Consider the following 21,767-nt stretch of genomic DNA (forward strand, 5'->3'; position numbering starts at 1 on the left):
ATGCAGTTCTTCGATACGCACCATCACCAGCGCCGCCGCGCACAGAAATCCATAGAGCCCGAACAGAAACGCGGTGTCGGGCCAGCCGATCGCCCGCTTCTGCACGTGGTCCTGAATTCCGGCGAACACGAACCCGACCAGGGTGAAGGCCAGCACCACCGCCGCCCGGCGGGTCGACATGTCCACGCCCACCAGCACCGGCAGCAGGATCATGATCAGCAACGGATAGATTCCGTCGCTGGACAGCAACTGCAGCGCGGTCAGCACCACCACGTCGATGGCGATGAAGACGAACGGCTCCAGTCGGCTCAGCTCGGCGAACCGGCTCATCCCCAGGCGCCGAAACGGCGTGAAAGCCAAGATCAGGGCGCACACGGTGGCGAAGGCGTACAGCATCACCAGGGTGATTTGCCCTCTCCATTCGGAGCGGGGGGTGGCCACCACCATGGCGCCGATCACGAAGGCCAGGACACCGACCCGGAGCACGGCGACAACACGATAGGAGCGCAACCGGTGGATGTTGCGCACCCGGTCCATTTCTGTGTCACTGGCGATCGCCACCGGAACACCGTACTCAGGACAGCACCCGCGGGCAGCCGGCGCCGGTCACAACGGCCGCCAGCGGTTTGCACAGTGCGGCGCCGAGCAAACCGATGGCCAGTGTCGCGACCGCGAGCGTGGCGCGCCCCCCGAGGGGCAGACTGCACGCGACCAGGACCGGCGCGACGACCGAGGCGATCGCGGTGGTCATCGACCAGATCCCTTGATAGAGACCCCGGTTCGCGGCCGGCGCGATGCGGTGCACGACGCCGGCGGCCACCACGAACCAGATGATCTCACCGGGCGAGCACGCGATCGCGGTCACGCTGAACGCCAGCGTGGTGTGGGCCAGCGCCGAGACGCCCATGCAGACCGTCACCCAGGCACCCGCGCCGGCCAGGATGTCCAGTCGCGGGCCGGCGGCGAGCTGCGCGCTCAGCCAGGGCGTGATCAACGGGGTGAACGCGATGACCGCCACTGCGTTGACGAGTTGCACGCACCCGTAGGCGCCGGCCCCCAGACCCGACTCGGCCATCAGCATCGGCACCGCGGCGAAGATGCCCATCAGTGCGGTCAGGCTGGCCAGGCTGGATGCGAACAACAGCAGCAGGCGGCGGTCCGAGAACGCCTGCCGGTAGCTGCTCGGCCCGGGTGGCGAGTCGGTCGGGCGACGGGTGCCGGCCGGGATGCATCGGGCCGACACCAGTGCGAAGGCCGCGCAGGCCAGGGCGTTGACCCAGTACAGCACGGGAGTGCCACACCAGTCGGCGGTCAGACCACCGATGCCACCGGTGATGGCGGCACCCACGTTGAGGACCCACCCGTAACGCCAGCTGTCCAACCGCGCCCGCCGCTGCGGATCTGTCACCAACTCGGTGATGGCGGCGCCCAGCACCAGGCGCGGAGCATCGCAGACCAGGCCGGCGACCGCGGCCCCGAGCAGCAGCGTCGCCAAGTCGTGGGCCCCGGCCAGCACGACGAGCACCGTGGCCGCGACCGACATGGTGGACACCAGCGTGGTTCGGGTACCGATGCGGTCGATCAGGCGGCCGCACAGCAGTTGGCCTGCCGCCCAGCCGACGCCGTAGGCCGCCAGCACAGCACCGACAGCGCCTGCGGCGTAACCGCGGCCCGCGACGTGGTAGGCCATGAACGGGTAGGCGAATCCGGCCGAACGAACCACCAGGTTCCCGCCCAGCAGCAGCCAGATCACCGTCGAATGATCTTCGGTGTGGGTCTGCTGCGCGACGCTGGGGATCCGGTCCTCGACCGCCACTGTGCTCACGTAACTGACGGTAGAAAGTGCAACGCGGCCGCAGTACCTCCGATCGGCCCGACAACGGGTTGACCGCCTGTCCGCCGATCGGGGGACATCAGGCCGCCAGGGCCTGCGGCACCGCGGGCTGCGGGGCCGGGACGGAGCCGCGGTGAGCGGTCTTCTCCCACAGGAACGGGGCGGTGACCAGTTGATAGAGCGCCCGCCATGCCGCCACCCAGTGCGCGATCCAGTACAGCGGCAGCGCAAGGATCGCGCGGAGGTGGCTCCTGCGGCGTTCGCCGTACGCCAGGTAGGTGGTGAGAAGCCAGGCCAGCGTGCTCACCGCCTGCACCCCACCGATCAGCAAGGGATCGGCCTCGACCTGCACCAGCCCCCCGTAGCCGAGCATGTCGGCGACGCCGAGCCCGAAAATCATTGTCTGCGCCAGGAATTGGACCGGCATGCCGAACACGAAGATCAGCAGGGTCAGCAGCCCGCGGGGACCGAACCGTCGCATCGCGTCGCGGGGCGACCGAGTGTGGACCAGCCCGGTGAGCAGAAACCCCTTGTGCCAGCGGGTGCGCTGGGAGATCCAGTCACGCAACCGGTCCGGTGCATCGCCGTAGGTGACCGAGTCGACGACATCCGACCGGTAGCCCAACGCGTGCAGGCGCATCCCCAGATCAGCGTCTTCGGAGACATTCCAGGCGTCCCAGCCGCCCACCCTGCGCAGCACCTCCGTGCGGAAGTGGTTGCTGGTGCCACCGAGTGGAAACGGCGCACCCAGGGCGGCCAGACCCGGCACCGTCATGCGGAAGCGGCGCGCATACTCCACCCCGAAGCAGTGCGCCAGGAGGCTGGTCTCGACGTTGCTGGTCTGCAAAACCGCTTGGACACAGGCGAGTTCGGCATTATCGTCGGCGAAGACCGCCGCGGTTCGGCGGAGTTGGTCGGGCTCGGGACGGTCCTCCGCGTCGAAGATCACCAGCAACTCGCCCTTGGCAACCAGTAGGCCGGCGTTGCACGAGCGCGGTTTGGTGCGCGGCGGCCCGGGCGGCACCTGCAGCACGCGCATGTGCGACGGCGGCTGCGCGGCGGCGATCGCCGCCTGGGTCTCGACGTCGGTCCGTTCGACCAGGAACAGGACCTCGAGCCGCTCGGCCGGGTAGTTCAGCTTGGCCAGGCATCCGACCAGATCGCCGATGACCTCTTCCTCGCGGTAGGCCGGAACCAGCACGGTGTAACTGGGTAGCTGTTCGTCGGTCAGCACCGGACCGGGTTGACGGGCCCGATCCGCGCAGCGTCGCCGACCTGCGATCGCGACGGCGACCGACACCGCCACAATCAGCGAGGTGACCGCCAGCAGGGTGATCAGCAGTGCCGACGGCGCGACCACCGCAGCGACGACGCACGCTGCCCCGACAGTCTGGGCAAAACGTTTCTGCCACAACAGGATTCCATGCCGAGCGGACATCTGCGGATGAGTCTCGGCGAAGTCGTGCAGGATGGTGTGCGCGACTTCGGTCGCACACTCGGTGAAGACCTGGTCCTGCAGTGGGGCCGGCCGCAAGTGCAGATCAGCCAAGGTTGTGGGCGGGTGAGCGGGGACTGCGAGCGGGGCGATTGTCGTCACGCCTGGAACGGTATTGACGATCACATTTCGGCAACTCCACCGATCGGGCCGTGCGGGGGCGGAGGCCGGTCGGACGATCGGGGGACACCACGGCTATCCGACCAGCGAGGGGAGCACTCGCAGCGGTGCGATTCCGTCCTGGATCGCGACTCCGGCCGCCTGGGCGCGTCCGGAGCCGGCCCCCACCGGCAGCCCGCCCAGCAGTTCCGGAGCAGCCGAACCCATCAACGGTGCGACTCCGCTGACCGTGCCCGGCAGCGCCCCCACCGCGGCGTGGCTCAGGGTCGGTGCCGATGCGGCCCAGGCTCGCGGGACCGACAGCGCCCCCACCGACGAGGCTTCACCGAGCGCCGCGGACACCGATCCGGCTGCGCCTACCGACGAGGCCGAGACAGCACCCAGTGCGTTTGCCGCAGCGGATCCCACCGATGCCGCGATCTGACCGCCGACGCCTGCGACCGCGGGGAACAGGCCGTTGATCGTCGACATCATCGACATCATCAGGCCGGCCGAAGACGTGCACACGAAGAACGGCGTGCCGAAGATGCTCATCAGGGTGTCCAGATCGGTGATCCACCCGGGCAGCACGGTGTCGCCGATCGAACCCAGTTGGGTCAACACCGTCACGACGCTTCCGGCGGCGGCCACCGCCCCGGTTGTCTGACTCGCCACCCCGGCCGGGTTGACGACTTGCGGCGGCTCGGCGAACGGGGTCAACCGGGCGGCGGCGGCCGAGGCGGCGGCGTAGCCGTACATGGCGGCTGCGTCCTGTGCCCACATCTCGCCGTACCGGGTCTCGGTGAGCGCGATCGCCGGCATGTTCTGACCCAGGTAATTGGTGGCGACCAGGGTGGCCAGCTGCGCGCGATTGGCCGCCACCTGGGCGGGATGCACCGTCATCGCGTAGGCGGTCTCGTAGGCGGCGACGGCGGCTTTGGCCTGGCCGGCGGTCGCCTCGGCCTGCGCGGCAGTCGCATCGAGCCAGGCCGCATACGGTGTGGCAGCGGCAACCATGGCGGTGGCCGCGGCCCCCAGGAAGGGACCGCTGACCAGATCGGTGATCACCGATTCGAAAGCTGTTGCCGTGACTCTCAATTCGACCGCGAGCTCGTCCCAGGCGGCGGCGGCCGTCAGCATCGATCCGGCACCTGGCCCTGCGTACATCCGCCCGGAGTTGACCTCCGGCGGCAATGCCCCGTAAACCATCTGCTGCCGTGCGCTTTCAGCGATCCGCTGCGGCGTTGCCGGCGGTCATCGTGGTGTCGACCGACCCTCGGTTTCCTGCGGCCGAGATCAACAGGTAGGACTGGTGCGGCACGATTGGCGACATGGCGTTCAGCGTGCCGCCCGGCGGTGTTGCTGTCTGTCCGGTGAGCGGCCACCCGCCGGTTGAATCGGGATGTCCCCCGATCGTGGGAGGGCAGGCCCCGCAGGTTCAATCCTGTTGCTGGGGCGACAGCAACCGTTCGGCCGCGGCATAGGGATCGTCGTGGCCGTCGACCACCGACTCGGCGAGCCGATCGAGGTCGGTGCGGGCACGCAACCTGGTCTGCGCCAGCGAGAGGATCTGCGCCCGGGCGCGGGCCAGCCGACGGGCGCGGTTGTCGGCGCGATGGTGAGCGTCGATCGCGTCCACCAGTTCGGTCAGACCCTCGCCCCGGGCAGCGACCAGGCTCACGATCGGAGCTTTGGTCTCCGCGCGCAGGTCCCGCACGGTCTGCTCGGCACCCTCGCGGTCGGCCTTGTTCACCACCACGATGTCAGCGACCTCCAGCACGCCGGCTTTCGCGGCCTGCACCGCGTCGCCGGCCCCGGGGTTCAGGATGACGATGGTCGGATCGGCCACCGCAGCGATCTCGATCTCGGACTGTCCCACCCCGACGGTTTCGGCGAGCACCACGTCGTAGCCGATCGCCCCGAGCAGCGCGATGGCGGCAGGCACGGCCGCGGCCAGGCCCCCGAGGTGACCGCGACTGGCGACCGAGCGGATCAGCACGTCGGAATCGTTGATGTGCGCGGTCATTCGGATCCGGTCGCCCAGCAGTGCGCCTCCGCTGAACGGTGACGACGGGTCCACGGCCAACACCGCGACCCGGCATTCGCGCTGCCGGTATGCACCGACCAACGCGCCGATGGTCGTCGACTTACCCGCACCCGGCGGGCCGGTGATGCCGATGACCCGGACCGGCTGTGCCGCGCCGATGCCGGCCAATACCTCGTCGCGGCGCTCGCTTTCGACCAGGCTCAGCAACCGGCCCGCGGCACGTGGAGATCCGTTGCGGGCCTTGCCGATCAGATCGGATACGTCCATGGTGGTGCGCTACGCCCTTCCGCGCCAAATGAGAACACTATTCTCTCAGTTAGAGAGTACGAGTTGCAAGGTTGCCCGCGCGCCGCCGGGGTGCTCCGTGCGATCCTGGGTGCCCGTCCCGAAGGAGGCTGCCGGTGACCGAGTCGAGGATCGCGGTGCCGGGCGGCACGGTGTGGGCGAAGCGGGTGGGCCCGTCCAACGAGACAGCCTCCGGTCGACCGTTGCTCGTCGTGCACGGCGGCCCGGGGTTGCCGCACTACTACCTGAATTCGTTGCAGCGGCTGGCCGACGACCGCGAGGTGATCTTCTGGGATCAACTCGGTTGCGGCAACTCCGAGCGACCGTCGAACCCCGACCTGTGGACCATGCAGCGGTCCGTGGCCGAACTGGATGCGGTGGTAACGGCTCTCGGTCTCAACGACTTTCACATCTTCGGCAATTCCTGGGGCGCGATGCTGGCGCAGCAGTACCTGCTGGACATCGCCTGCAGCGCCGTCAGCTTCACCATCTCCAACAGCGCCGCCTCCATCCCTGCGTTCGCCGCCAACGTCGCACGGCTCAAGAGCGAGCTGGACCCTGCCACCCGGGACGCCATCGATCGTCACGAGGCGGCCGGTACCACCGATTCGGCCGAGTACCGGGCCGCCGTCACCACCTGGAACGAAACCTTCCTGTGCCGCCGCCTGCCGTGGCCGAAAGATCTCTATCGGGCTTTCCAGAACATGGGCACCGAAATCTTCGAAACAATGTTCGGCCCCAGCGACTTTCATATCGTCGGGACCATCCGCGATTGGGATGTGCTCGATCGGCTCAGCGAGATCACAGTGCCGACACTGCTGCTGGCGGGCCGGTTCGACGAATGCTCGCCCGACCACATGCGCGAGATGCACGAGCGCATCCCCGGTTCGCGCTATGAGTTCTTCGAGAACAGCGCTCATCTGCCATTCATCGAGGAGCCGACTCGGTTCGATAGGGTGATGCGGGAGTTTCTCCGGCAGCACGACTGCTGACAAAAGCTCCCGGGTGTGCGTGAAGTGCCGAGGTGCGGGTATAGGCCACGCATGATTGGCTGCACGCCATGAAGTTGCGACGGAATCGAAACAAGGGGGGCGCGTCGATGAAGCGTGAGGTTGCGGCAAGTCTGCAGGTCGGTATTTCTGAACCCACCGCGCTGGAATTCCAGATCGCGGTCGCTCGGCTGCCGGGCCTGGACGTGAACGAGTCGCTGACCGCGACCCTGGAGGGGAAACCCGTCTCGCTGCGTGAGATCAACGGCGAATACGGCACCCGCATCCACACCGCCGACCTCGGCGCCGGTGAGCTCAACGTCGAGTACCAGGCCACCGTCGTCGGACGTGCCGAGCCACTTCCGGTCAAGGAGATCGAAGTCTCGACCTACCTGCGGCCGAGCCGCTACGCCGAGGCGGACAAGTTCTTCGGATTCGCCGCCACCGAGTTCGGTCAGTACACGAACCAGTCCGTGACACTGCTGGAGAAGGTGTCGTCGTGGGTGGGGACGCGGCTGCAGTATGTTCCGGGCTCCAGCGATCCGATCGACGGAGCGACCGACACGCTGCTGGCCGGTGCCGGCGTGTGCCGCGACTACGCGCACCTGGTGATCGCGCTGCTGCGCGCTGTCAACGTGCCCGCCCGACTGGTCTCGGTGTACGCGCCCGGGTGTGACCCGATGGACTTCCACGCCGTGGCCGAAGCGCTGATCGACGGACAGTGGCGGGTAGTGGACGCGACGTGCCTGGCGCCGCGCCAGACCATGCTGCGCATCGCCACGGGCCGGGACGCGGCCGACACCGCCTTCCTGGACAACCACGGCGGCGGGATCGACCTGACCAACATGGTCGTCACCGCGATCAGCAGCGACGACCTGCCGCGCGACTCGGTCGAGGACCTGGTCTCGCTCGGCTAGTTCTTGCCCGCGTTCAGCTTGCTGACGATCGACCGGAAGTCCTCGGTCACAAACGACTGGTGCTCGGCCGACAGCGCGTAGTCGATGCTGGCCAGCACCGCACGCTCCAGGTGGATGTTGAGCACCCGCTTGGTGCTCTCCACAGCCTGCTGCGGCAACTCGAGGATGCGTGTGGCGCACGCCACCGCTTCGGCCACCGGGTCCTCGACCACATGGTTGGCCAGGCCCAGCTCGACCGCCCTTTGGGCGCGAATCCTGGTGCCGGTCAAGGCATATTCCTTGGCCAACAGCAGACTGATGTGCAGCGGCCAGGTCAGCGGCCCACCGTCGGCGGCCACCAATCCCACCTGCACGTGCGGGTCGGCCAGGAACGCGTGCGGGGCGATGTAGACGATGTCGCTCAACGCGACCAGGCTGCACCCCAACCCGACGGCGGGTCCGTTGACCGCCGCGACCACCGGGATCCGGCACCGTGCCATACCCAGCACGATTTCGCGTCCGTCCCGAATTGTCTTGGCGCGCAGGTCGGCGTCCTCGGCCAGCTCCGTGAGGTAGGCGAAGTCGCCACCGGCCGAAAATGCTTTACCGGCGCCGGTGAGCACCGCCGCACGCGCCGTGGGGTCGTCGGTCAGTCGCTGCCACAACCGCGCCAGCCCGACGTGCAAATTGTCGTTGACCGCATTGAGGTCATCGGGACGGTTGAGCGTGATGATCCGCAGCGGACCGTCGGCGCGCACATCGATTTCGCTTGGCATGTCGTACATTTCAGACTCCCAGTCCCAGGATTCGCGAGGCGATGATGTTCTTCTGTATCTGCGAGGTGCCGCCCATCACGCTTTGCGCGCGGCTGTACAGGTAGGCACTGAGCAGGTCCGGATCGCGGGTGCCGCCGACGGCCAGCGCCGCATGTCCGACGGATTGTTCCACCCAGGTCATCAAGAGCTTATCCAGCGAGCCCTCAGGTCCGTGCGACACGCCGTCGAGTTGTTCGGACAGCCGCCGCCGCACGTGGTGGGTGAGCATCTGCGCCTGGACAGCTGCCCATGCCACGTCGTCGTCGACCTCACCGTCGCTGCGCGCCACCAGTTGCGCGACCAGTTTGTTGTACCGGGCCGCGTAACCCAGGGTGGACGGTTCGCGTTCGTGCCCGACGACGGTCATGGCCACTGCCCACCCATCGCCGGGGGCACCCACCATGCGGTCCGCCGGGACCCGGGCACCGTCGAAAGTCACCTGGCCGAATTCGTTGGTGACGCCGTTGATCATGCGCAGCGGACGTTGTTGTACACCAGGCTGTTTCATCGAAACGATGAAAGCCGACAGGCCGCGGTGCCGCTTGGCGGCGGGGTCGGTTCGCGCCAGCAGCAGACACCAGTCGGCGACGTCGGAGTAACTGGTCCAGATCTTGTGCCCGTTGATCACGTACTCGTCGCCTTCGCGGGTGGCGGTAGTGGTCAACGACGCCAGGTCCGAACCGGCACCCGGCTCGCTGAACCCCTGGCACCAGCGCTCGGTGCCGTTGATGATGCCGGGCACGAAGCGTTGCCGCAGTTCGTCGCTGCCGTGCCGGCCGATGCCGATGACCAGGTAGCCGACGCTGGGCCGTGGCGGAGCACCGGCGCGGGCCAGCTCCTCGTCGACGATGACGTCGTACACCGGCGGCAACTCCCGGCCGCCGTACTCGCGCGGCCACGACAGACCGAAGAAACCCTCTTCGTACAACGCGCGGTGCCAGTCGGCCTGCCGGGCCCAGTACTCGTCGCCCGACCCGCCGAACTCCTTGGCGTGCAACGAAAGCCAGGACCGCAGCCGGTTGCGGAACTCGGCCTCCTGCGGCGAATCACGAAAGTCCACGACCGACCTCCTTCAGGGTGACCGGCCACAGCTCGGTCGACGTCAGCGCCCGGCGCAGGTACACGTGCACCAGGCATTCCCAGGTGTTGCCGATGCCACCGTGCACCTGTATCGCGGTCTCGCAGACGGTGCGGGCGGCCCTGGCGCAGTAGACCTTGGCCACCTGCGCGGCCCGGATCGCTTCGGCGGGGTCGAGTTCGTCGACCGCCCATGCCGCGTGGCGTAGCACGCTCACCGAACCTTCGATCAGCGCCAGGCTTTCGGCCAGCAGGTGGGCGACGGCCTGATACGACCCGATCGGTTTGCCGTACTGCTCCCGCAGCTTGGCGTAGTCACAGGCGGTGGCGTGCGCGCCGCGGGCGGCTCCGACCAGGTCGGCGGCCGTGGCCACCAAGGCAAGTGCCCGCCATCGGCCGGCGGCCTCCGCGGACACCTCCCCCAGCGGCGTCGGGGATCCGGCAATCGACGCACACGTCCGGGTCAGATCGGCACCACCGTCGTCGCCGCCGAGATCGACGACCGAGACCGTGGTGCCGGAGAGCAGCAACGCCCGCTGATAGCCGCGCGCGTCGACGGCGCGATCGTCCACCGCGATGGTCACCGGTCCGACGTCGGCATCGAGGTGGCGGGCCAGGTCGCCGGCGAGCACCGGCCCCAGGAAGGGTGCGTCGACCAACCGGCGGCCGAATTCCTCTGCGACGATGGCCACTTCGACCCCAGAGGCCTCATCCGAGCGCAGCGATCGCCATCCGGTCAGGTCAATCTGCTTGTCCAGTCTGCTGATTCGGCTCTGGTCGGCCAGGTCCTGTACCGCCCCGGCGCCCAGGTCGTCGGCCATCTTGGCGGCGGCGTCACGTAGTTGCTGTTGTTCAGCTGTCAGACGTACATCCATAGCTCTCCTTGAGCACTCTGCGGAGCACCTTGCCCGAGGGCAGGCGGGGAATATCGGGCACGAACACAACCCGGCTCAATCGTTTGTAGGACGCCAGTTCCGCTTCGACGCGTTCAGCGAGTTCGGCTGCGAGCGCGGTGCTTTGGCCGGCCGCGTGGGTGGTCACGGCCGCCACCACAGCTTCGCCGTTGACACCGTCGGGCACACCGAACACCGCGCAGTCGTGGACGGCGGGATGACCGTGCAACACGGTCTCGATCTCGACCGGTGCGATCTGGAATCCGCGTACCTTGATCATCTCTTTGAGACGGTCGGTGATGCGCAGCCAGCCGCCATCGTCCAGCGCGCCGACGTCCCCGGTGCGATACCAACCGTCACTGAGCACTTCGGCGGTCGCCTCGGCCGGCAGGTAGCCCGCCATCATCGAATTCGACCGCGCCTGGATCTCGCCGACGTCACCCGGGCCGACGGGCTCGCCGGTGTCCGGGCAGACCACCCGCAGTTGCACGCCGGACACCGCCCGGCCGACCGAGTCCAGCCGCGATCCGACGACGGGGTTGCAGGCGATGACCGGAAGCTCGGTGGTGCCGTAGGCGGGGACCCAGCTGATGCCGGTGCGTCGGGTGACGGTTTCAGCGATGCTGGCCGTCACCGGTGTGGCACCCCACATGATGTAACGCAGTGACGACAGGTCGTAGGACTCGAGGCCGGGATGGGAGGCGATGGCCAATGCAATGGGGGCGACGGCCATTTCGACGGTGATGCGATCGGATTCGATGTGCCGCAGCATCCGGTCGATGTCGAATCGGCGGTGCAGCCGCAACCATGTCCCGGTGCGCAATGCGGTCAGGATGTTCAACAGGCCCAGAATGTGGGACGGCGGGGTGGCGACCTGGATCCGGTCGCGACCGGTCAGCTGCAGCGCTTCGCGCCAGTGCTGCACCGCAGCGTCCAGCGAAGCATGGGTGTGTCGCACCGCCTTCGGCAATCCCGTGGTGCCGGAACTGAACACCAGGACCGCATCGCCGGGCGCCGACCCGGCACCCCCCGGTGCACCGGGACCGACCGGTTCGTCCAGGTGCAGCATCGGCATCAGACCGGCCAGCACCGGGTTGTCCCCGATCGCATGGGCCGGGTCGGTCAGCGCGAGGGCGTGCTCGACCTCGGCCCGCTTCCAGGCCGGGCTGAGTAGCACCGCCGTGGCCCCCAGCCGCCAGATCGCCTGCAGGGCGATGAAGAACTCGGGCCGGTTGGACGCCATCACCGCGACCCGCTGACCCGCGTGGACGTTCCGCTTCCGCAGCGTGGCAGCCAGTCCGTCGGTCAGCGCGTCGAGGTCAGACAGGCTGTATTGCCGGTCCTCGAACGCGAGCGCGGCCGGCTCGGTCACGTCTCGATCCTCCAACCGTCTGAGAAGACCCTATCGTCTAATGAGAATACTATTCTCTATAGTGAAGAATACAAAGTGCAGGGAGGTGCGCGTGACGGAGGCCGGCATGGTGACGATTCACCTCGACCGCAAGAAGGTGTCGGTGCCGTTGGTCCCCGGCGAGACGCTGCTGGAAAGCGCGCGACGAGCCGGGCTCGAACCGCCGTTCAACTGCGAGGCCGGCAACTGCGGGACGTGCATGGCGCACCTCACCGAAGGCACCGCGACGATGCGGATCAACGACGCCCTCGACGACGACGAGGTCGAGGACGGCTACATTCTGACCTGCCAGGCCGTGCCGGACGCGGCACCGATCACCGTGCACTACGAGTAGCAACCAGGGAGGCGGCACATGGCCAGAGGGATCATCTACGTCGAGACCTACCCCAGTGCGCCGGACCGCGAGCAGGAGTACAACACCTGGTACGACGAGGTGCACCTGGGCGAACTCGTGGCGCTCGACGGCATCATCTCGGCACGCCGGTTACGCCCGGTCGACGGTGACGGGCCGTACGTCGCGCTGTACGAGATCGAGGGTGACGACCTGCCGGCCATATTGCAGGGCATGAGCACTGCCAAGCTGACCATGTCCAGTGCGCTGCAACTCGATCCGCCGCCGATACCGCGATTGCTCGAGGTGATCACCGACCACCCTCCGTCGGACTAATCGGGCAGCTTCGGCGGCGGCCGGTAGTCCGGTTCGTAACCGGACACCCGAATCGGACTGCCCACCAAGCGCGAATCTCCAGCCTGGACAACAACTTCCGGTGTCGCCTCCAGCGCTTCGGGCAGCGTCCGCACCGCCGCGGCCGGCACCCCGAGGGGACGCAGCCGCTGCTCCCAGCTGACGGCAGTGTCGGTCGCCAGCATCGCCGTCACGACCGCCAGCACCTCGTCGCGCCGGGATACCCGCTCGGCCATCGTCTCGAAGCCGCCGATACCTGCCTCGGAGGCAAAGGATTTCCAGAAACCGTCGTGGGTGATGAACAGTGCCAGGAACCCATCGGAAGTCGGGAAGAGCTGTGCGGGAACATAATACGAGTGCGCACCGTAGGGCCGGCGCTGAGGAACGACACCGTCATTGAGGTAGGCGGCAGCGTGATAGTTCAGCTGCGAGAACATCACATCGCGCAAAGACACGTCCACCTGACCACCGCTGCCCGAGATGATCTTGGCCAATAGTCCGAGCGCAGCGGTCATGCCGGTGGAATTGTCCGCCGAAGAATATCCCGGCAGGGTCGGTGGGCCTTGCGGATCGCCGGTCAGCGCGGCGATACCGACTCCGGCCTGCACCACGTAGTCGAAGGCCGGGTCGTCTCCGCCGTCGAGTCCGAATCCGGTGATGGCCACGCAGACGATCTTTTCGTTGTGCTGCCGTAGCGTCTCGTAGGTCAATCCCAGCCGCCGGATCGCCGACGGCTTCAGATTCACCAGCAGCGCGTGGGCGTCGGCAACCAGTCTGCCTAAGCGTTGTTGTCCGCCTTGCGAATTGAGGTCCAGACAGATGCTGGACTTGTTGCGGTTGAGGCTGGCGAAATAGCTGTCGGAGACCCCCCGGGAGATCTCCCCGCCGCGCGGCTCGATCTTGGTGACGTCGGCGCCCAGGTCGGCCAGCAACATGGTGGCGTACGGTCCGGCCAGCATGGTGCCGACCTCGAGTATCCGAATGCCGGCCAGCGGACCGGCACTGCTCACCGCAACTCCCGGGCGAGTTCGGCGATCATCTCCCGCGTGCGTCGCTTGGAAGCAATGAGTTCCTCGCGGGTGTCACCGATCGGCAGCAGCCGCACCGACAGATCCGTCACCCCGGCGTCGGCGAATCCCCGCATCCGGGAGAGAATTTGCTCGGGGTCGCCGGCCGCGCACAGGTCACCGACGTCGCGGGCATCACCGCGTTCGAGTAGCCGCTGATAGTTGGGCGAGACTTCAGCTTCCCCCAGGATGCGGTTGGCCCGTTCCCGGGCCGTGTCGACTTCGGATGCCGCACAAAGACATACCGGGATACCCGCGATGATCCGCGGCGCCGGGCGGCCGGCATCCGCGGCGGCCTTGGTGATCTTCGGTGCGATGTGGTCACCGATCGCACGCTCGTCGGCCATCCACAACACGGTGCCGTCGGCATGCTCACCGGCCAGTTGCAGCATCACCGGACCCAGTGCGGCGACCAGCACCGGCATCGGGGTATCGGCTCCGATCGCCAGCGGGTTGTGCACTGTGAACGAATCGTTCTGTACGTCAACCGGTCCCGGTCCGGCGACGGCGGCGTTGAGTACCTCGAGATAGTCGCGGGTGTAGGCGGCCGGCTTCTCGTAGGGCAGCCCGAGCATGTCCCGGATGATCCAGTGGTGCGACGGTCCGACACCCAGCGCCAGCCTCCCCCCGGCCACCGCGTGTATCGAGAGTGCCTGACGGGCAAGAGCAATGGGATGTTGAGCTTGCAGCGGCACCACCGCCGTCCCCAGCTCGATGCGTGAGCTGTGGGCGGCCATCAGCGACACCATGGTCAAGCAGTCGAAGTCGTCGGGAACCTGCGGCATCCAGGCCGTGTCCAGACCCGCCGATTCGGCCCATTCGATGTCGGCGACCAGCTTGGTCACCTTGCGGGACATGTCGCCACGCTCGGCGCCGATCATCACTCCGACACGCACGGTTCCTCCTGTGCCGTCTGGGCAGCCGGTTCGGGTGTTCCGGTCAGCGTGCGAATCTCGCGCACCAACGCGTCCAGCGGTGTGCCGGTCGGAAACACCGCTGCGGCACCGGCTTCCAGCAACTTGGGCACGTCGGCGTGCGGGATGGTTCCACCGACCACGACCGCGATGTCAGCCGCATCGGCCGCGCGCAGCGCTGCGATCGTTCGGGCGGTCAGCGTCAGGTGGGCTCCGGACAGGATGCTCAAGCCGACGACGGCGACGTCTTCCTGAACCGCGATCGACGCGATGTCCTCGATGCGCTGCCGGATACCGGTGTAGATGACCTCGAAGCCGGCGTCGCGCAGGGTACGGGCGACGATCTTGGCGCCACGATCGTGTCCGTCCAGACCGGGTTTGGCGACCAGTATGCGGGCGGCCATCTAGAACACCACCGGCTGCTGGAATTCGCCCCAGACCGCCTTGAGCGTGGCGACCATCTCACCGACCGTGCAGTAGGCGTTGGCGCAGTCGATCAGCCGGTGCATCAGGTTGTCGTCTCCTTCGGCGCCGCGGGCCAGCGCAGCCAGGGTGGATTCCACTGCGCCGCTGTCTCTTTCGGCTTTCACCTGGGCCAGCCGCTTGAGCTGCAGGTCGCGGCCCTCGGCGTCGAGTTCGTAGGTGTCGATATCCGGTTCGGGTTCCTCGGAGACGAATCGGTTGACCCCCACCACCGGTTTGGCGCCACTCTCGATGTCCTGATGTATCCGGTAAGCCTCGTCGGCGATCAGCCCCTGCAGGTAGCCGTCCTCGATCGCGCTGACCATGCCGCCGTGCTGTTCGAGGTCGGCCATGATTTCGATGATGCGGGTCTCGGTGGCGTCGGTGAGTGCTTCGACGAAGTAGGAGCCACCCAGTGGGTCGGCGACCTGCGCGACGCCGGTCTCGTAGGCGAGGATCTGCTGGGTGCGCAGGGCCAGCGTGGTGGAGTCCTCGGAGGGCAGCGCGAAGGGTTCGTCCCAGGCCGCGGTGAACATGGACTGAACACCGCCCAGGACCGCCGCCATCGCCTCGTAGGCCACCCGCACCACGTTGTTCTGGGCCTGCGGACCGTACAACGACGCACCGCCGCAGACACAGCCGAACCGGAACATCGACGCCTTGTCCTTGGTCGACCCGTACCGCTCCCGCACGATCGTGGCCCAACGTCGGCGTCCCGCACGGTATTTCGCGACCTCTTCGAAGAAGTCGCCGTGGGTGTAGAAGAAGAACGAGATCTGCGGCGCGAATTCGTCGATACTCATCCGGCCGCGCTCCACCACGGTGTCGCAGTAGGTGACCCCATCGGCAAGGGTGAAGGCCATCTCCTGTACCGCGGTGGCGCCGGCGTCACGGAAGTGGGCGCCGGCCACTGAGATCGCGTTGAAACGCGGGACTTCGGCCGCGCAGAACTCGATGGTGTCGGCGATCAGCCGCAGCGACGGCTCCGGCGGCCAGATCCAAGTTCCCCGCGAGGCGTATTCCTTGAGGATGTCGTTCTGGATGGTGCCGGTGAGCTTGGCGCGCGGTATGCCTTTCTTCTCCGCGGCCGCAACGTAGAAGGCCAGCAGAATCGCCGCCGTGCCGTTGATCGTCATGCTGGTGCTCAGCTTGTCCAGCGGGATCCCGTCGAACAGGATCTCGAAGTCGGCGAGGGTGTCGACCGCGACCCCGACCCGGCCCACTTCCTCACCGAAATCAGGATCGTCGGAGTCATAGCCACACTGAGTCGGCAGGTCGAGCGCGACCGAGAGACCGGTACCGCCCTGGTCCAGCAGGTAGCGGTAGCGACGATTGGATTCCTCAGCGGTGCCGAAACCGGAGTACTGCCGGAAAGTCCACAGCTTGCCGCGGTATCCGGACGCGAAGTTACCCCGGGTGAACGGGAACTCACCCGGAGGCGGGGGCTCGGTGCCGCGGTCCTGCGGGCCATACACCGGGGCCAGCGGTATGCCTGATGGGGTGTGGGCTGCGTTATCCATCGGTGAATAACGTACTTGCAAAAAAAGAGAATGCCAATACCATAGTGTTGACCTGCTGAAACGGTGCCGCGCCAGCAGCGTCTGGGGCCACACGGCCCCGGCTATTCGGGCCCAGCAGGGTGGTCGGCTCGAAGTTGTCCGCTCGCCGCACCGAGCCAGCGATTCCGCGGCTGCGGATGTGTGAACATCAGCACATCGCGGCGGGGCCGAAGTCCGGTCCCGGCGGCGCCTGTCATCGCCGATCAAGTGCGGAAATGCGCTTCGAGCGCAGCTATGGCGCGCCCCGGCCGCGGGCCGCTGCCGGCAGCGCCAATTCAACCTGTGTTTTACGCTCAGCACATCGCCCCGGAAATCACGGGCGCGGAACAAACCGCTCCCGACGCGAGTTCGTATCGGCGGAGCCCCCAAATCAACGGAAAAGAGCTGACTTTGCGCCGCACCGGAAACCCTTCCCTTCGGCGGATGGCACCCAGGCTGGCCGTGATCGTCGGCGCCGTAGCCGCACTCATGTCGCCGTTCGGCGAGCCGGCCCGCGCCGGCGCTGATCCGGGATGTCCCGATGTCAGTGTGGTGTTCGCGCGCGGGACCTTCGAGGCTCCCGGCGTCGGCGCTACCGGACAGGCGTTCGTCGATGCCCTCAACGCTCGGCTGGTGGGCAAGAACGTCGCCGTCGACCCGGTCAACTATCCCGCGTCGCTGGACTTCGCCAGGGCGGTCGACGGTGTTGCCGACGCGAGCAGCAAGGTCGAGACCACGGCCGCGAATTGCCCGAACACCAAGATCGTGCTCGGCGGTTACTCCCAAGGTGCGGCCGTCGCCGCATACACCACGGCCGACTCCGTCCCGGACGGCGTGGCGCTGCCCGACGGGACCGGGCCGATGCCGCCCGCCGTCGCGTCCAAGGTCGCCGCGGTCGTACTGTTCGCGGCCCCGTCGGACGGATTCTTGAGCATTGTCGACCGCAGCGCTCCGCCGATCGCGATCGGTCCGCTGTACACGGCCAAAACGCTGCAACTGTGCGCGGACGGCGATCCGGTGTGCTTCCCCGGCGGCCGGGACCGCGCCGCGCACAGCACCTATCGGGACAACGGCATGGCCAACCAAGCCGCCGATTTCACCCGCAACGCGATCCTGTCTCGCTGAGCAGTCCGCGCACCATCATGCGCGGCACAGTATTTCCCCGTTGGGGATGGCGAACCAGCCATCCGGGTGCGCGGCCCACGCCCGCCAGGTCGCCGATATCTCGTCGAGCTCGGCGCTGACGGCCAGGCCTGACTCGACCAGCTGACGGGCGAGATCCGAGTGCAGAATCCGATCGGCCCACATGCCACCCCACCAGCGCCGAGCTTCGTCGGTTGCGTAGCACCACAGGCTGCCGGTCGGCGTGATGTCGTCAAAGCCGGCTTGGCGAGCCCAGGACAGCAGGTGGCGGCCCGCATCCGGTTCGCCGCCATTGGCGCGGGCGGCGCGTGTGTACAGGTCCAGCCAGCGGTCCAGCGGCGCCAGACGCGGGTACCAGATGAACCCGGCGTAATCGGCGTCCCGAGCGGCGACGATCCCACCCGGTGCGCACACCCGCTTCATCTCGCGCAGCGCCTGCACCGGGTCCGCGACGTGCTGCAGCACCTGGTGGGCATGCACGACGTCGAACGCGTCGTCGGGCAGGTCGAGCGCATGCACGTCGGAGGTGGTGAACGACACGTTGCGCAGGCCGCGCGACTGGACCTCGGTGCGCGCCAGGCCCAGCGCCTGTTCGGTCTGCTCGACGGCGGTCACTGCGCCGGGCGCGACCCGCAGCGCGAGGTCTGCGGTGATAGTGCCTGGGCCACAGCCGATATCGAGAAGCGACAGGCCCGGCCGCAAGTGCGGCAGCAGGTAGCCGGCGGAGTCCGCCGCGGTACGTCGCCGGTGTCCGCGTAGCACCGACTCGTGGTGTCCGTGGGTGTAGATCGCCTGGGGTTCCTCGTTCATGAAGTGGTCCGTTCAGTCGACCGGGGCATCGAGAATCGGCCGCTGCACCCCGGCCCCGGGGCCGTCGAAGTGCCACCATTCACCGGAATACACCTGCAGCCCACCGTACTTCATCGCATCCCGCAGCCGGGACCGGTTCGCCTGCGCGGTGGGACTGACATCTTTGGTCGCGAAAGCCGTTGCCCGCGCGGTGAAGTCGTCGAAATCGGTGCCCATGTCAGCCACGCAGAACTGCGCCGCCCGCCGTACTGTCGGACACGGTTGCTGGGTGGTGGTGAAGGTGACGTCCACCGACCGTCCGGCCTCATGGCTGGTGGCGTACGGGCCGGGACGGGCCACCCACGCCGGGTTGGGCACCGCTTGATACAACCTGGCCTGAACCTCGTGCGGCCGGTAGCAATCCCAGAAGACCAGCAGTTGCCCGGCTGGGCGCAGCGAATTGGCGGCCGCTTCGAGCCCGGGCGCCATGGTGTGGTGCACCAGGCAACGGGCGCCCGGGGGGTACAGCTGCGTGTGGGTGAAGTTGTCGGTGGTGGCGTATCGCAGATCGATCACTGCGTCGCCCACGATGCTGCGCACGTCGACGAGTCCGGCCGCGGCCGCCTCGGGACTCACCGGAGGCACGCCAGGGCTGAGCGGAATCGTGGTGCCCACCGGTCGCACCGAGGCGCCGTACGATGGCGCACCGCACCCGGCCACCAGGCACACGATGGCCACGATCAGCTGGAACTGCACTGTTCGACGCATTGCTTCATTGTCGCGGGTCGCGACCCCGGAAACGGGGAGCCGGCGCGCGGGTCTCAACCGATGCGATCGGTCGCCGTTTGCAGGATGACCTGTGCGATCTGGGCGGCGGGTTCCAGCCCCACCACACCGACCGACATCAGCACCGAGGACTTCTCCCGGTAGAGGTGGCTCCACGCGTTGGCGCTGATCCGCACCGTCGCGCCGTCGGGCCGGTCGAGGGTGAATTGGTAGCGGGGGTCGTGCAAGTCGGCGCAGGCCTGCAACGACGTCTCTAGCTGGTGCAGGACACCGCGCGCCATGCTGGAGTCGGGATACACCGCTACGGCCTGGCTGACCGTTTGGATCAGTGCGGGCGGGCCTGGTTTGAGGTCATCGGTGATGCCGTGGTAGCCCGCGCTGCGGAACTCCGACCAGCCGGAACCGAAGGTGACGTCGCTGATGCCCGCGGCTCGGCACGGCGCCGGCGCGTTGAGGTCGCTCGGTGGTGGCTGGTGCAGGTCGGCGTGCGCGTGCGCGGTGAGTTCCTCGTAGTTGGCGATGCGACGAACTTCTTCGATGCTGACGATCAGCGAATCGGCGCGCGAGCCCGGCTTGGTGGTGGGTTTGGCCGACGTGCTGTGCGACGAACACGCCGTCAGCGCGACCATCACGCAGGTGACGATCAGATGCCGGCCACCGCGCGCGGTTCGTGGTCTGAGCAAATCCACCCTCCCCGGTCGCGGCCCACTGGTCATCCTACGGGCGAGTGCGTCACACGCTCGGCGGCGCACGCGGGAGTTAGAGTCGCGTGTGCCCAAGATCAGCGCTTCGTCGGTGGAGGAGCACCGCGAGCAGGTGCAACGACGTGTGTTCGAGGCGTTCGCCACGTTGATGGCCGAGCACAGTTTCGACGCGATCACGATGGCTAAGCTGGCCGCCGCCGCGGACATCGGGCGCACCGCGATCTACCACCACTTCGCCGACAAGGAAGCCGTTGTCGTGGCATTCGCGTCGCACGAGACAAGCCGTTACATCGACGGGCTGCGCGCCGAGTTGGCCGATGTCGACGACCCGGCCGAGCGGCTCAGGATCTACGCGCGCCATCAGCTCGGTGCGGGTGAGCAATTCCACATGGGTCTCGGGCCGCAGCTCTACGGCGCGCTGTCGCAGGAGACCATGCGCGCCATCCGCGAGCACGTGGTGGCCATCGAAGACGTGTTGCGCGAAATCCTGGCCGACGGAGTTCGTTCCGGCCAGTTCGTGGTGGAGGACGAAGCTGCCACCATGTCGTTGCTGCACGCCTGTCTGGCGCCGCGCGACCTGCCGACCGCCGCTATTGAGCGATTCGTACTGCGCGCGCTGGGAGCGACACCGTAGTGCGGCTTGTGTTATGTTTCTGACAGATTGTCAGCATCATTTTGACATGTTGTCAGAGCCGTTGGAGCAGTAGCCGAGTACCGGGAGCAGAACGTGTCAGTCAGCACCGCCGAGGCCGTCCGACCCTTCTCGGTCGCGATGAAGGAAGGTTCGACCGCCGAGCACGAGGCCGCCGAGCACTCGCCCTACGTGTCCGAACTGCTCGCCGGCCGCGTCAACCGTCAGGGTTACGCCGACTACCTGCTGCGGTTGCGGATGATCTACGAAGCCCTGGAGCGGGCGGTGCGGAGTCACCGGGAAGACCCACTGGTGGCTGCCGTCTACGATCCCGCGCTGGAGCGGCTCGAGGCTATCGACACGGACCTGCAGTACTGGGCGCCGGGCGCGGGCCACGACGTCGACTCCCCCGCTGCGCGCGCCTACCGCGACCGGTTGGCCGACGCCTCGTGGGGCGGCGAACTGGTGGCCCACCACTACACCCGCTACCTCGGCGATCTGTCCGGCGGACAGGCCATCGGCAAGATTCTCAACCGCACCTTCGATCTGGATGGCGCCGGCCTGTCGTTCTACAAGTTTCCGATGCGGCCGAAGCCGTACAAGGACGCCTACCGCGCCCGCCTCGACCGGCTCGGACTCGACACCGACGAAATCGGTCGCGCGGTGGACGAAGTGAAAATCGCCTTCAACCTGAATCAGGCGTTGTTCGCGGAGCTGGCGCAAAATCTATCCGCCTACCGACGCTGAAACGGATGCGAGCGTAACGCTGCGGCGAAATTTCCCCTCAACTTTTCGCCGCAGCGTTACGCTCGTCATCCATTCGGTCCCACGGCAAATGAGTTGCGGCCGGGGACTTTTGAACTAGCGGAACATGCCGGTGCGGGTACGGCGACCGGTCAGGGCTTCGTAGACAGCAATGAAGACGATGGCCAGGCCCACACCGATGAAGAACGGAATCCAGGCGATTCCCCCGTTGGCGTTGTGGTAACCGAACTGGCTCGCCACCACGGACCCGAGCAGTCCGCCGGCAGCGCCGAGCAGCACGGTCATGAGCAACCCGACGTTCTGCCGGCCCGGCATCACCAGCCGTGCCACGAGACCGATGATGGCGCCGACAACCAGGGCCATGAGAATAGTTCCGATCATTTCAACTCCTGTGCACAGCGGCGCTCCTGTTGAGCACCTCCTGACACGCGAGTTCCCCGAA

23 protein-coding genes and 1 pseudogene are annotated in these 21,767 nt (G+C 67.3%); 7 read left to right on the forward strand and 17 right to left on the reverse strand.

Annotated features, from left to right (window positions below; translation table 11 throughout):
* The 5 genes and pseudogenes from AC5Y5Z_RS16810 to meaB all read right to left on the reverse strand — a co-directional run.
* A pseudogene (locus tag AC5Y5Z_RS16810) lies at positions 1-561 on the reverse strand (sensor histidine kinase); the annotation flags it as partial.
* A gap of 13 nt (positions 562-574) precedes the next feature.
* The gene (locus AC5Y5Z_RS16815; protein ID WP_499926562.1) at positions 575-1,816 is read right to left on the reverse strand and encodes an MFS transporter; all 1,242 of its coding nucleotides are present in this window, start codon (positions 1,814-1,816) and stop codon (positions 575-577) included.
* A 97-nt stretch (positions 1,817-1,913) separates the two neighbouring features.
* Positions 1,914-3,431 (reverse strand): glycosyltransferase, encoded by a 1,518-nt coding sequence (locus AC5Y5Z_RS16820; protein ID WP_499926418.1) that lies wholly within the window; start codon positions 3,429-3,431, stop codon positions 1,914-1,916.
* Positions 3,432-3,524: 93 nt separating this feature from the next.
* Complete coding sequence (locus tag AC5Y5Z_RS16825) at positions 3,525-4,637, reverse strand: PPE family protein (protein WP_499926420.1); 1,113 nt, start codon at positions 4,635-4,637, stop codon at positions 3,525-3,527.
* A gap of 229 nt (positions 4,638-4,866) precedes the next feature.
* Complete coding sequence (gene meaB / locus AC5Y5Z_RS16830) at positions 4,867-5,742, reverse strand: methylmalonyl Co-A mutase-associated GTPase MeaB (protein WP_463828500.1); 876 nt, start codon at positions 5,740-5,742, stop codon at positions 4,867-4,869.
* A gap of 134 nt (positions 5,743-5,876) precedes the next feature.
* Between meaB and AC5Y5Z_RS16835 the strand changes: the two genes are divergently transcribed.
* Complete coding sequence (locus AC5Y5Z_RS16835; RefSeq protein WP_499926423.1) at positions 5,877-6,752, forward strand: proline iminopeptidase-family hydrolase; 876 nt, start codon at positions 5,877-5,879, stop codon at positions 6,750-6,752.
* Positions 6,753-6,859: 107 nt separating this feature from the next.
* On the forward strand, positions 6,860-7,666 hold the full coding sequence (locus tag AC5Y5Z_RS16840; protein ID WP_499926425.1) for a transglutaminase-like domain-containing protein: 807 nt from the start codon (positions 6,860-6,862) through the stop codon (positions 7,664-7,666).
* On the opposite strand, the gene AC5Y5Z_RS16845 is transcribed toward AC5Y5Z_RS16840, so the two are convergent.
* Genes AC5Y5Z_RS16845 through AC5Y5Z_RS16860 form a run of 4 tightly spaced genes read right to left on the reverse strand, consistent with a single transcriptional unit; the run spans position 7,663 to position 11,802 of the window.
* The gene (locus AC5Y5Z_RS16845) at positions 7,663-8,430 is read right to left on the reverse strand and encodes an enoyl-CoA hydratase/isomerase family protein (RefSeq protein WP_499926427.1); all 768 of its coding nucleotides are present in this window, start codon (positions 8,428-8,430) and stop codon (positions 7,663-7,665) included. The genes AC5Y5Z_RS16840 and AC5Y5Z_RS16845 overlap by 4 nt on opposite strands.
* Before the next feature lies 1 nt (position 8,431).
* The gene (locus AC5Y5Z_RS16850) at positions 8,432-9,520 is read right to left on the reverse strand and encodes an acyl-CoA dehydrogenase family protein (protein ID WP_499926429.1); all 1,089 of its coding nucleotides are present in this window, start codon (positions 9,518-9,520) and stop codon (positions 8,432-8,434) included.
* Entirely contained in the window at positions 9,507-10,412 is a 906-nt protein-coding gene (locus tag AC5Y5Z_RS16855) for an acyl-CoA dehydrogenase family protein (protein WP_499926431.1), read from the reverse strand. The genes AC5Y5Z_RS16850 and AC5Y5Z_RS16855 overlap by 14 nt, the downstream gene beginning before the upstream one ends.
* A complete protein-coding gene (locus tag AC5Y5Z_RS16860) occupies positions 10,390-11,802 on the reverse strand; it encodes a class I adenylate-forming enzyme family protein (protein WP_499926433.1) in 1,413 nt (470 codons plus the stop codon). Before AC5Y5Z_RS16860 ends, AC5Y5Z_RS16855 begins: the two co-directional genes overlap by 23 nt.
* Positions 11,803-11,842: 40 nt before the next feature.
* On the opposite strand from AC5Y5Z_RS16860, the gene AC5Y5Z_RS16865 reads away from it, so the two are divergent.
* Both AC5Y5Z_RS16865 and AC5Y5Z_RS16870 read left to right on the forward strand, forming a co-directional pair.
* Positions 11,843-12,175, forward strand: a complete 333-nt coding sequence (locus AC5Y5Z_RS16865) for a 2Fe-2S iron-sulfur cluster-binding protein (RefSeq protein WP_499926435.1) — start codon at positions 11,843-11,845, stop codon at positions 12,173-12,175.
* Positions 12,176-12,193: 18 nt separating this feature from the next.
* The gene (locus AC5Y5Z_RS16870; RefSeq protein ID WP_499919504.1) at positions 12,194-12,508 is read left to right on the forward strand and encodes a hypothetical protein; all 315 of its coding nucleotides are present in this window, start codon (positions 12,194-12,196) and stop codon (positions 12,506-12,508) included.
* On the opposite strand, the gene AC5Y5Z_RS16875 is transcribed toward AC5Y5Z_RS16870, so the two are convergent.
* From AC5Y5Z_RS16875 to AC5Y5Z_RS16890, 4 genes are read right to left on the reverse strand one after another with little or no spacing between them, the layout of a single operon-like run.
* Positions 12,505-13,536 (reverse strand): CaiB/BaiF CoA transferase family protein, encoded by a 1,032-nt coding sequence (locus AC5Y5Z_RS16875; protein WP_499926437.1) that lies wholly within the window; start codon positions 13,534-13,536, stop codon positions 12,505-12,507. The two genes, AC5Y5Z_RS16870 and AC5Y5Z_RS16875, sit on opposite strands and share 4 nt — an antisense overlap.
* Positions 13,533-14,489, reverse strand: a complete 957-nt coding sequence (locus AC5Y5Z_RS16880; RefSeq protein WP_499919501.1) for an LLM class F420-dependent oxidoreductase — start codon at positions 14,487-14,489, stop codon at positions 13,533-13,535. The genes AC5Y5Z_RS16875 and AC5Y5Z_RS16880 overlap by 4 nt, the downstream gene beginning before the upstream one ends.
* On the reverse strand, positions 14,474-14,911 hold the full coding sequence (locus AC5Y5Z_RS16885; protein WP_499919500.1) for a cobalamin-dependent protein: 438 nt from the start codon (positions 14,909-14,911) through the stop codon (positions 14,474-14,476). Before AC5Y5Z_RS16885 ends, AC5Y5Z_RS16880 begins: the two co-directional genes overlap by 16 nt.
* Positions 14,912-16,489, reverse strand: coding sequence for a methylmalonyl-CoA mutase family protein (locus AC5Y5Z_RS16890; RefSeq protein WP_463828489.1), 1,578 nt, complete (start codon positions 16,487-16,489; stop codon positions 14,912-14,914).
* Positions 16,490-16,951: 462 nt separating this feature from the next.
* On the opposite strand from AC5Y5Z_RS16890, the gene AC5Y5Z_RS16895 reads away from it, so the two are divergent.
* Positions 16,952-17,632 carry a cutinase family protein gene (locus AC5Y5Z_RS16895; RefSeq protein ID WP_499919498.1) on the forward strand — a complete coding sequence of 227 codons (681 nt, stop codon included), beginning with the start codon at positions 16,952-16,954 and terminating at the stop codon, positions 17,630-17,632.
* Between the two features lie 15 nt (positions 17,633-17,647).
* Here AC5Y5Z_RS16895 and AC5Y5Z_RS16900 read toward each other — a convergent pair whose 3' ends face one another.
* From AC5Y5Z_RS16900 to AC5Y5Z_RS16910, 3 genes are read right to left on the reverse strand one after another with little or no spacing between them, the layout of a single operon-like run.
* Positions 17,648-18,460: a class I SAM-dependent methyltransferase gene (locus AC5Y5Z_RS16900; RefSeq protein ID WP_499926440.1), complete on the reverse strand. Its 813-nt coding sequence runs from the start codon at positions 18,458-18,460 to the stop codon at positions 17,648-17,650.
* Positions 18,461-18,472: 12 nt separating this feature from the next.
* Entirely contained in the window at positions 18,473-19,207 is a 735-nt protein-coding gene (locus AC5Y5Z_RS16905) for a M15 family metallopeptidase (protein ID WP_499919495.1), read from the reverse strand.
* 53 nt (positions 19,208-19,260) lie between these two features.
* Complete coding sequence (locus AC5Y5Z_RS16910; protein ID WP_499926564.1) at positions 19,261-19,854, reverse strand: sensor domain-containing protein; 594 nt, start codon at positions 19,852-19,854, stop codon at positions 19,261-19,263.
* A 142-nt stretch (positions 19,855-19,996) separates the two neighbouring features.
* Here AC5Y5Z_RS16910 and AC5Y5Z_RS16915 point away from each other — a divergent pair, with 142 nt between their 5' ends.
* Complete coding sequence (locus AC5Y5Z_RS16915; protein ID WP_499926442.1) at positions 19,997-20,563, forward strand: TetR/AcrR family transcriptional regulator; 567 nt, start codon at positions 19,997-19,999, stop codon at positions 20,561-20,563.
* Positions 20,564-20,656: 93 nt separating this feature from the next.
* On the forward strand, positions 20,657-21,307 hold the full coding sequence (locus tag AC5Y5Z_RS16920; RefSeq protein WP_499926444.1) for a biliverdin-producing heme oxygenase: 651 nt from the start codon (positions 20,657-20,659) through the stop codon (positions 21,305-21,307).
* Positions 21,308-21,421: 114 nt separating this feature from the next.
* Here the strand turns inward: AC5Y5Z_RS16920 and AC5Y5Z_RS16925 are convergent, their stop codons facing one another.
* Positions 21,422-21,706: a GlsB/YeaQ/YmgE family stress response membrane protein gene (locus tag AC5Y5Z_RS16925; RefSeq protein WP_463828483.1), complete on the reverse strand. Its 285-nt coding sequence runs from the start codon at positions 21,704-21,706 to the stop codon at positions 21,422-21,424.
* Positions 21,707-21,767 lie beyond the last annotated feature (61 nt).

It is taken from the genome of Mycobacterium sp. NGS29 (genome assembly GCF_059812965.1).

Coding starts and splice junctions, on each gene's coding strand:
- AC5Y5Z_RS16825 (WP_499926420.1), bottom strand. CDS start 4,637: ATGGTTTACGGGGCATTGCCGCCGGAGGTCAACTCCGGGCGGATGTAC.
- meaB (WP_463828500.1), bottom strand. CDS start 5,742: ATGGACGTATCCGATCTGATCGGCAAGGCCCGCAACGGATCTCCACGT.
- AC5Y5Z_RS16840 (WP_499926425.1), top strand. CDS start 6,860: ATGAAGCGTGAGGTTGCGGCAAGTCTGCAGGTCGGTATTTCTGAACCC.
- AC5Y5Z_RS16845 (WP_499926427.1), bottom strand. CDS start 8,430: ATGTACGACATGCCAAGCGAAATCGATGTGCGCGCCGACGGTCCGCTG.
- AC5Y5Z_RS16855 (WP_499926431.1), bottom strand. CDS start 10,412: ATGGATGTACGTCTGACAGCTGAACAACAGCAACTACGTGACGCCGCC.
- AC5Y5Z_RS16865 (WP_499926435.1), top strand. CDS start 11,843: ATGAGAATACTATTCTCTATAGTGAAGAATACAAAGTGCAGGGAGGTG.
- AC5Y5Z_RS16870 (WP_499919504.1), top strand. CDS start 12,194: ATGGCCAGAGGGATCATCTACGTCGAGACCTACCCCAGTGCGCCGGAC.
- AC5Y5Z_RS16885 (WP_499919500.1), bottom strand. CDS start 14,911: ATGGCCGCCCGCATACTGGTCGCCAAACCCGGTCTGGACGGACACGAT.
- AC5Y5Z_RS16890 (WP_463828489.1), bottom strand. CDS start 16,489: ATGGATAACGCAGCCCACACCCCATCAGGCATACCGCTGGCCCCGGTG.
- AC5Y5Z_RS16895 (WP_499919498.1), top strand. CDS start 16,952: ATGGCACCCAGGCTGGCCGTGATCGTCGGCGCCGTAGCCGCACTCATG.
- AC5Y5Z_RS16900 (WP_499926440.1), bottom strand. CDS start 18,460: ATGAACGAGGAACCCCAGGCGATCTACACCCACGGACACCACGAGTCG.
- AC5Y5Z_RS16905 (WP_499919495.1), bottom strand. CDS start 19,207: ATGCGTCGAACAGTGCAGTTCCAGCTGATCGTGGCCATCGTGTGCCTG.
- AC5Y5Z_RS16910 (WP_499926564.1), bottom strand. CDS start 19,854: ATGGTCGCGCTGACGGCGTGTTCGTCGCACAGCACGTCGGCCAAACCC.
- AC5Y5Z_RS16925 (WP_463828483.1), bottom strand. CDS start 21,706: ATGATCGGAACTATTCTCATGGCCCTGGTTGTCGGCGCCATCATCGGT.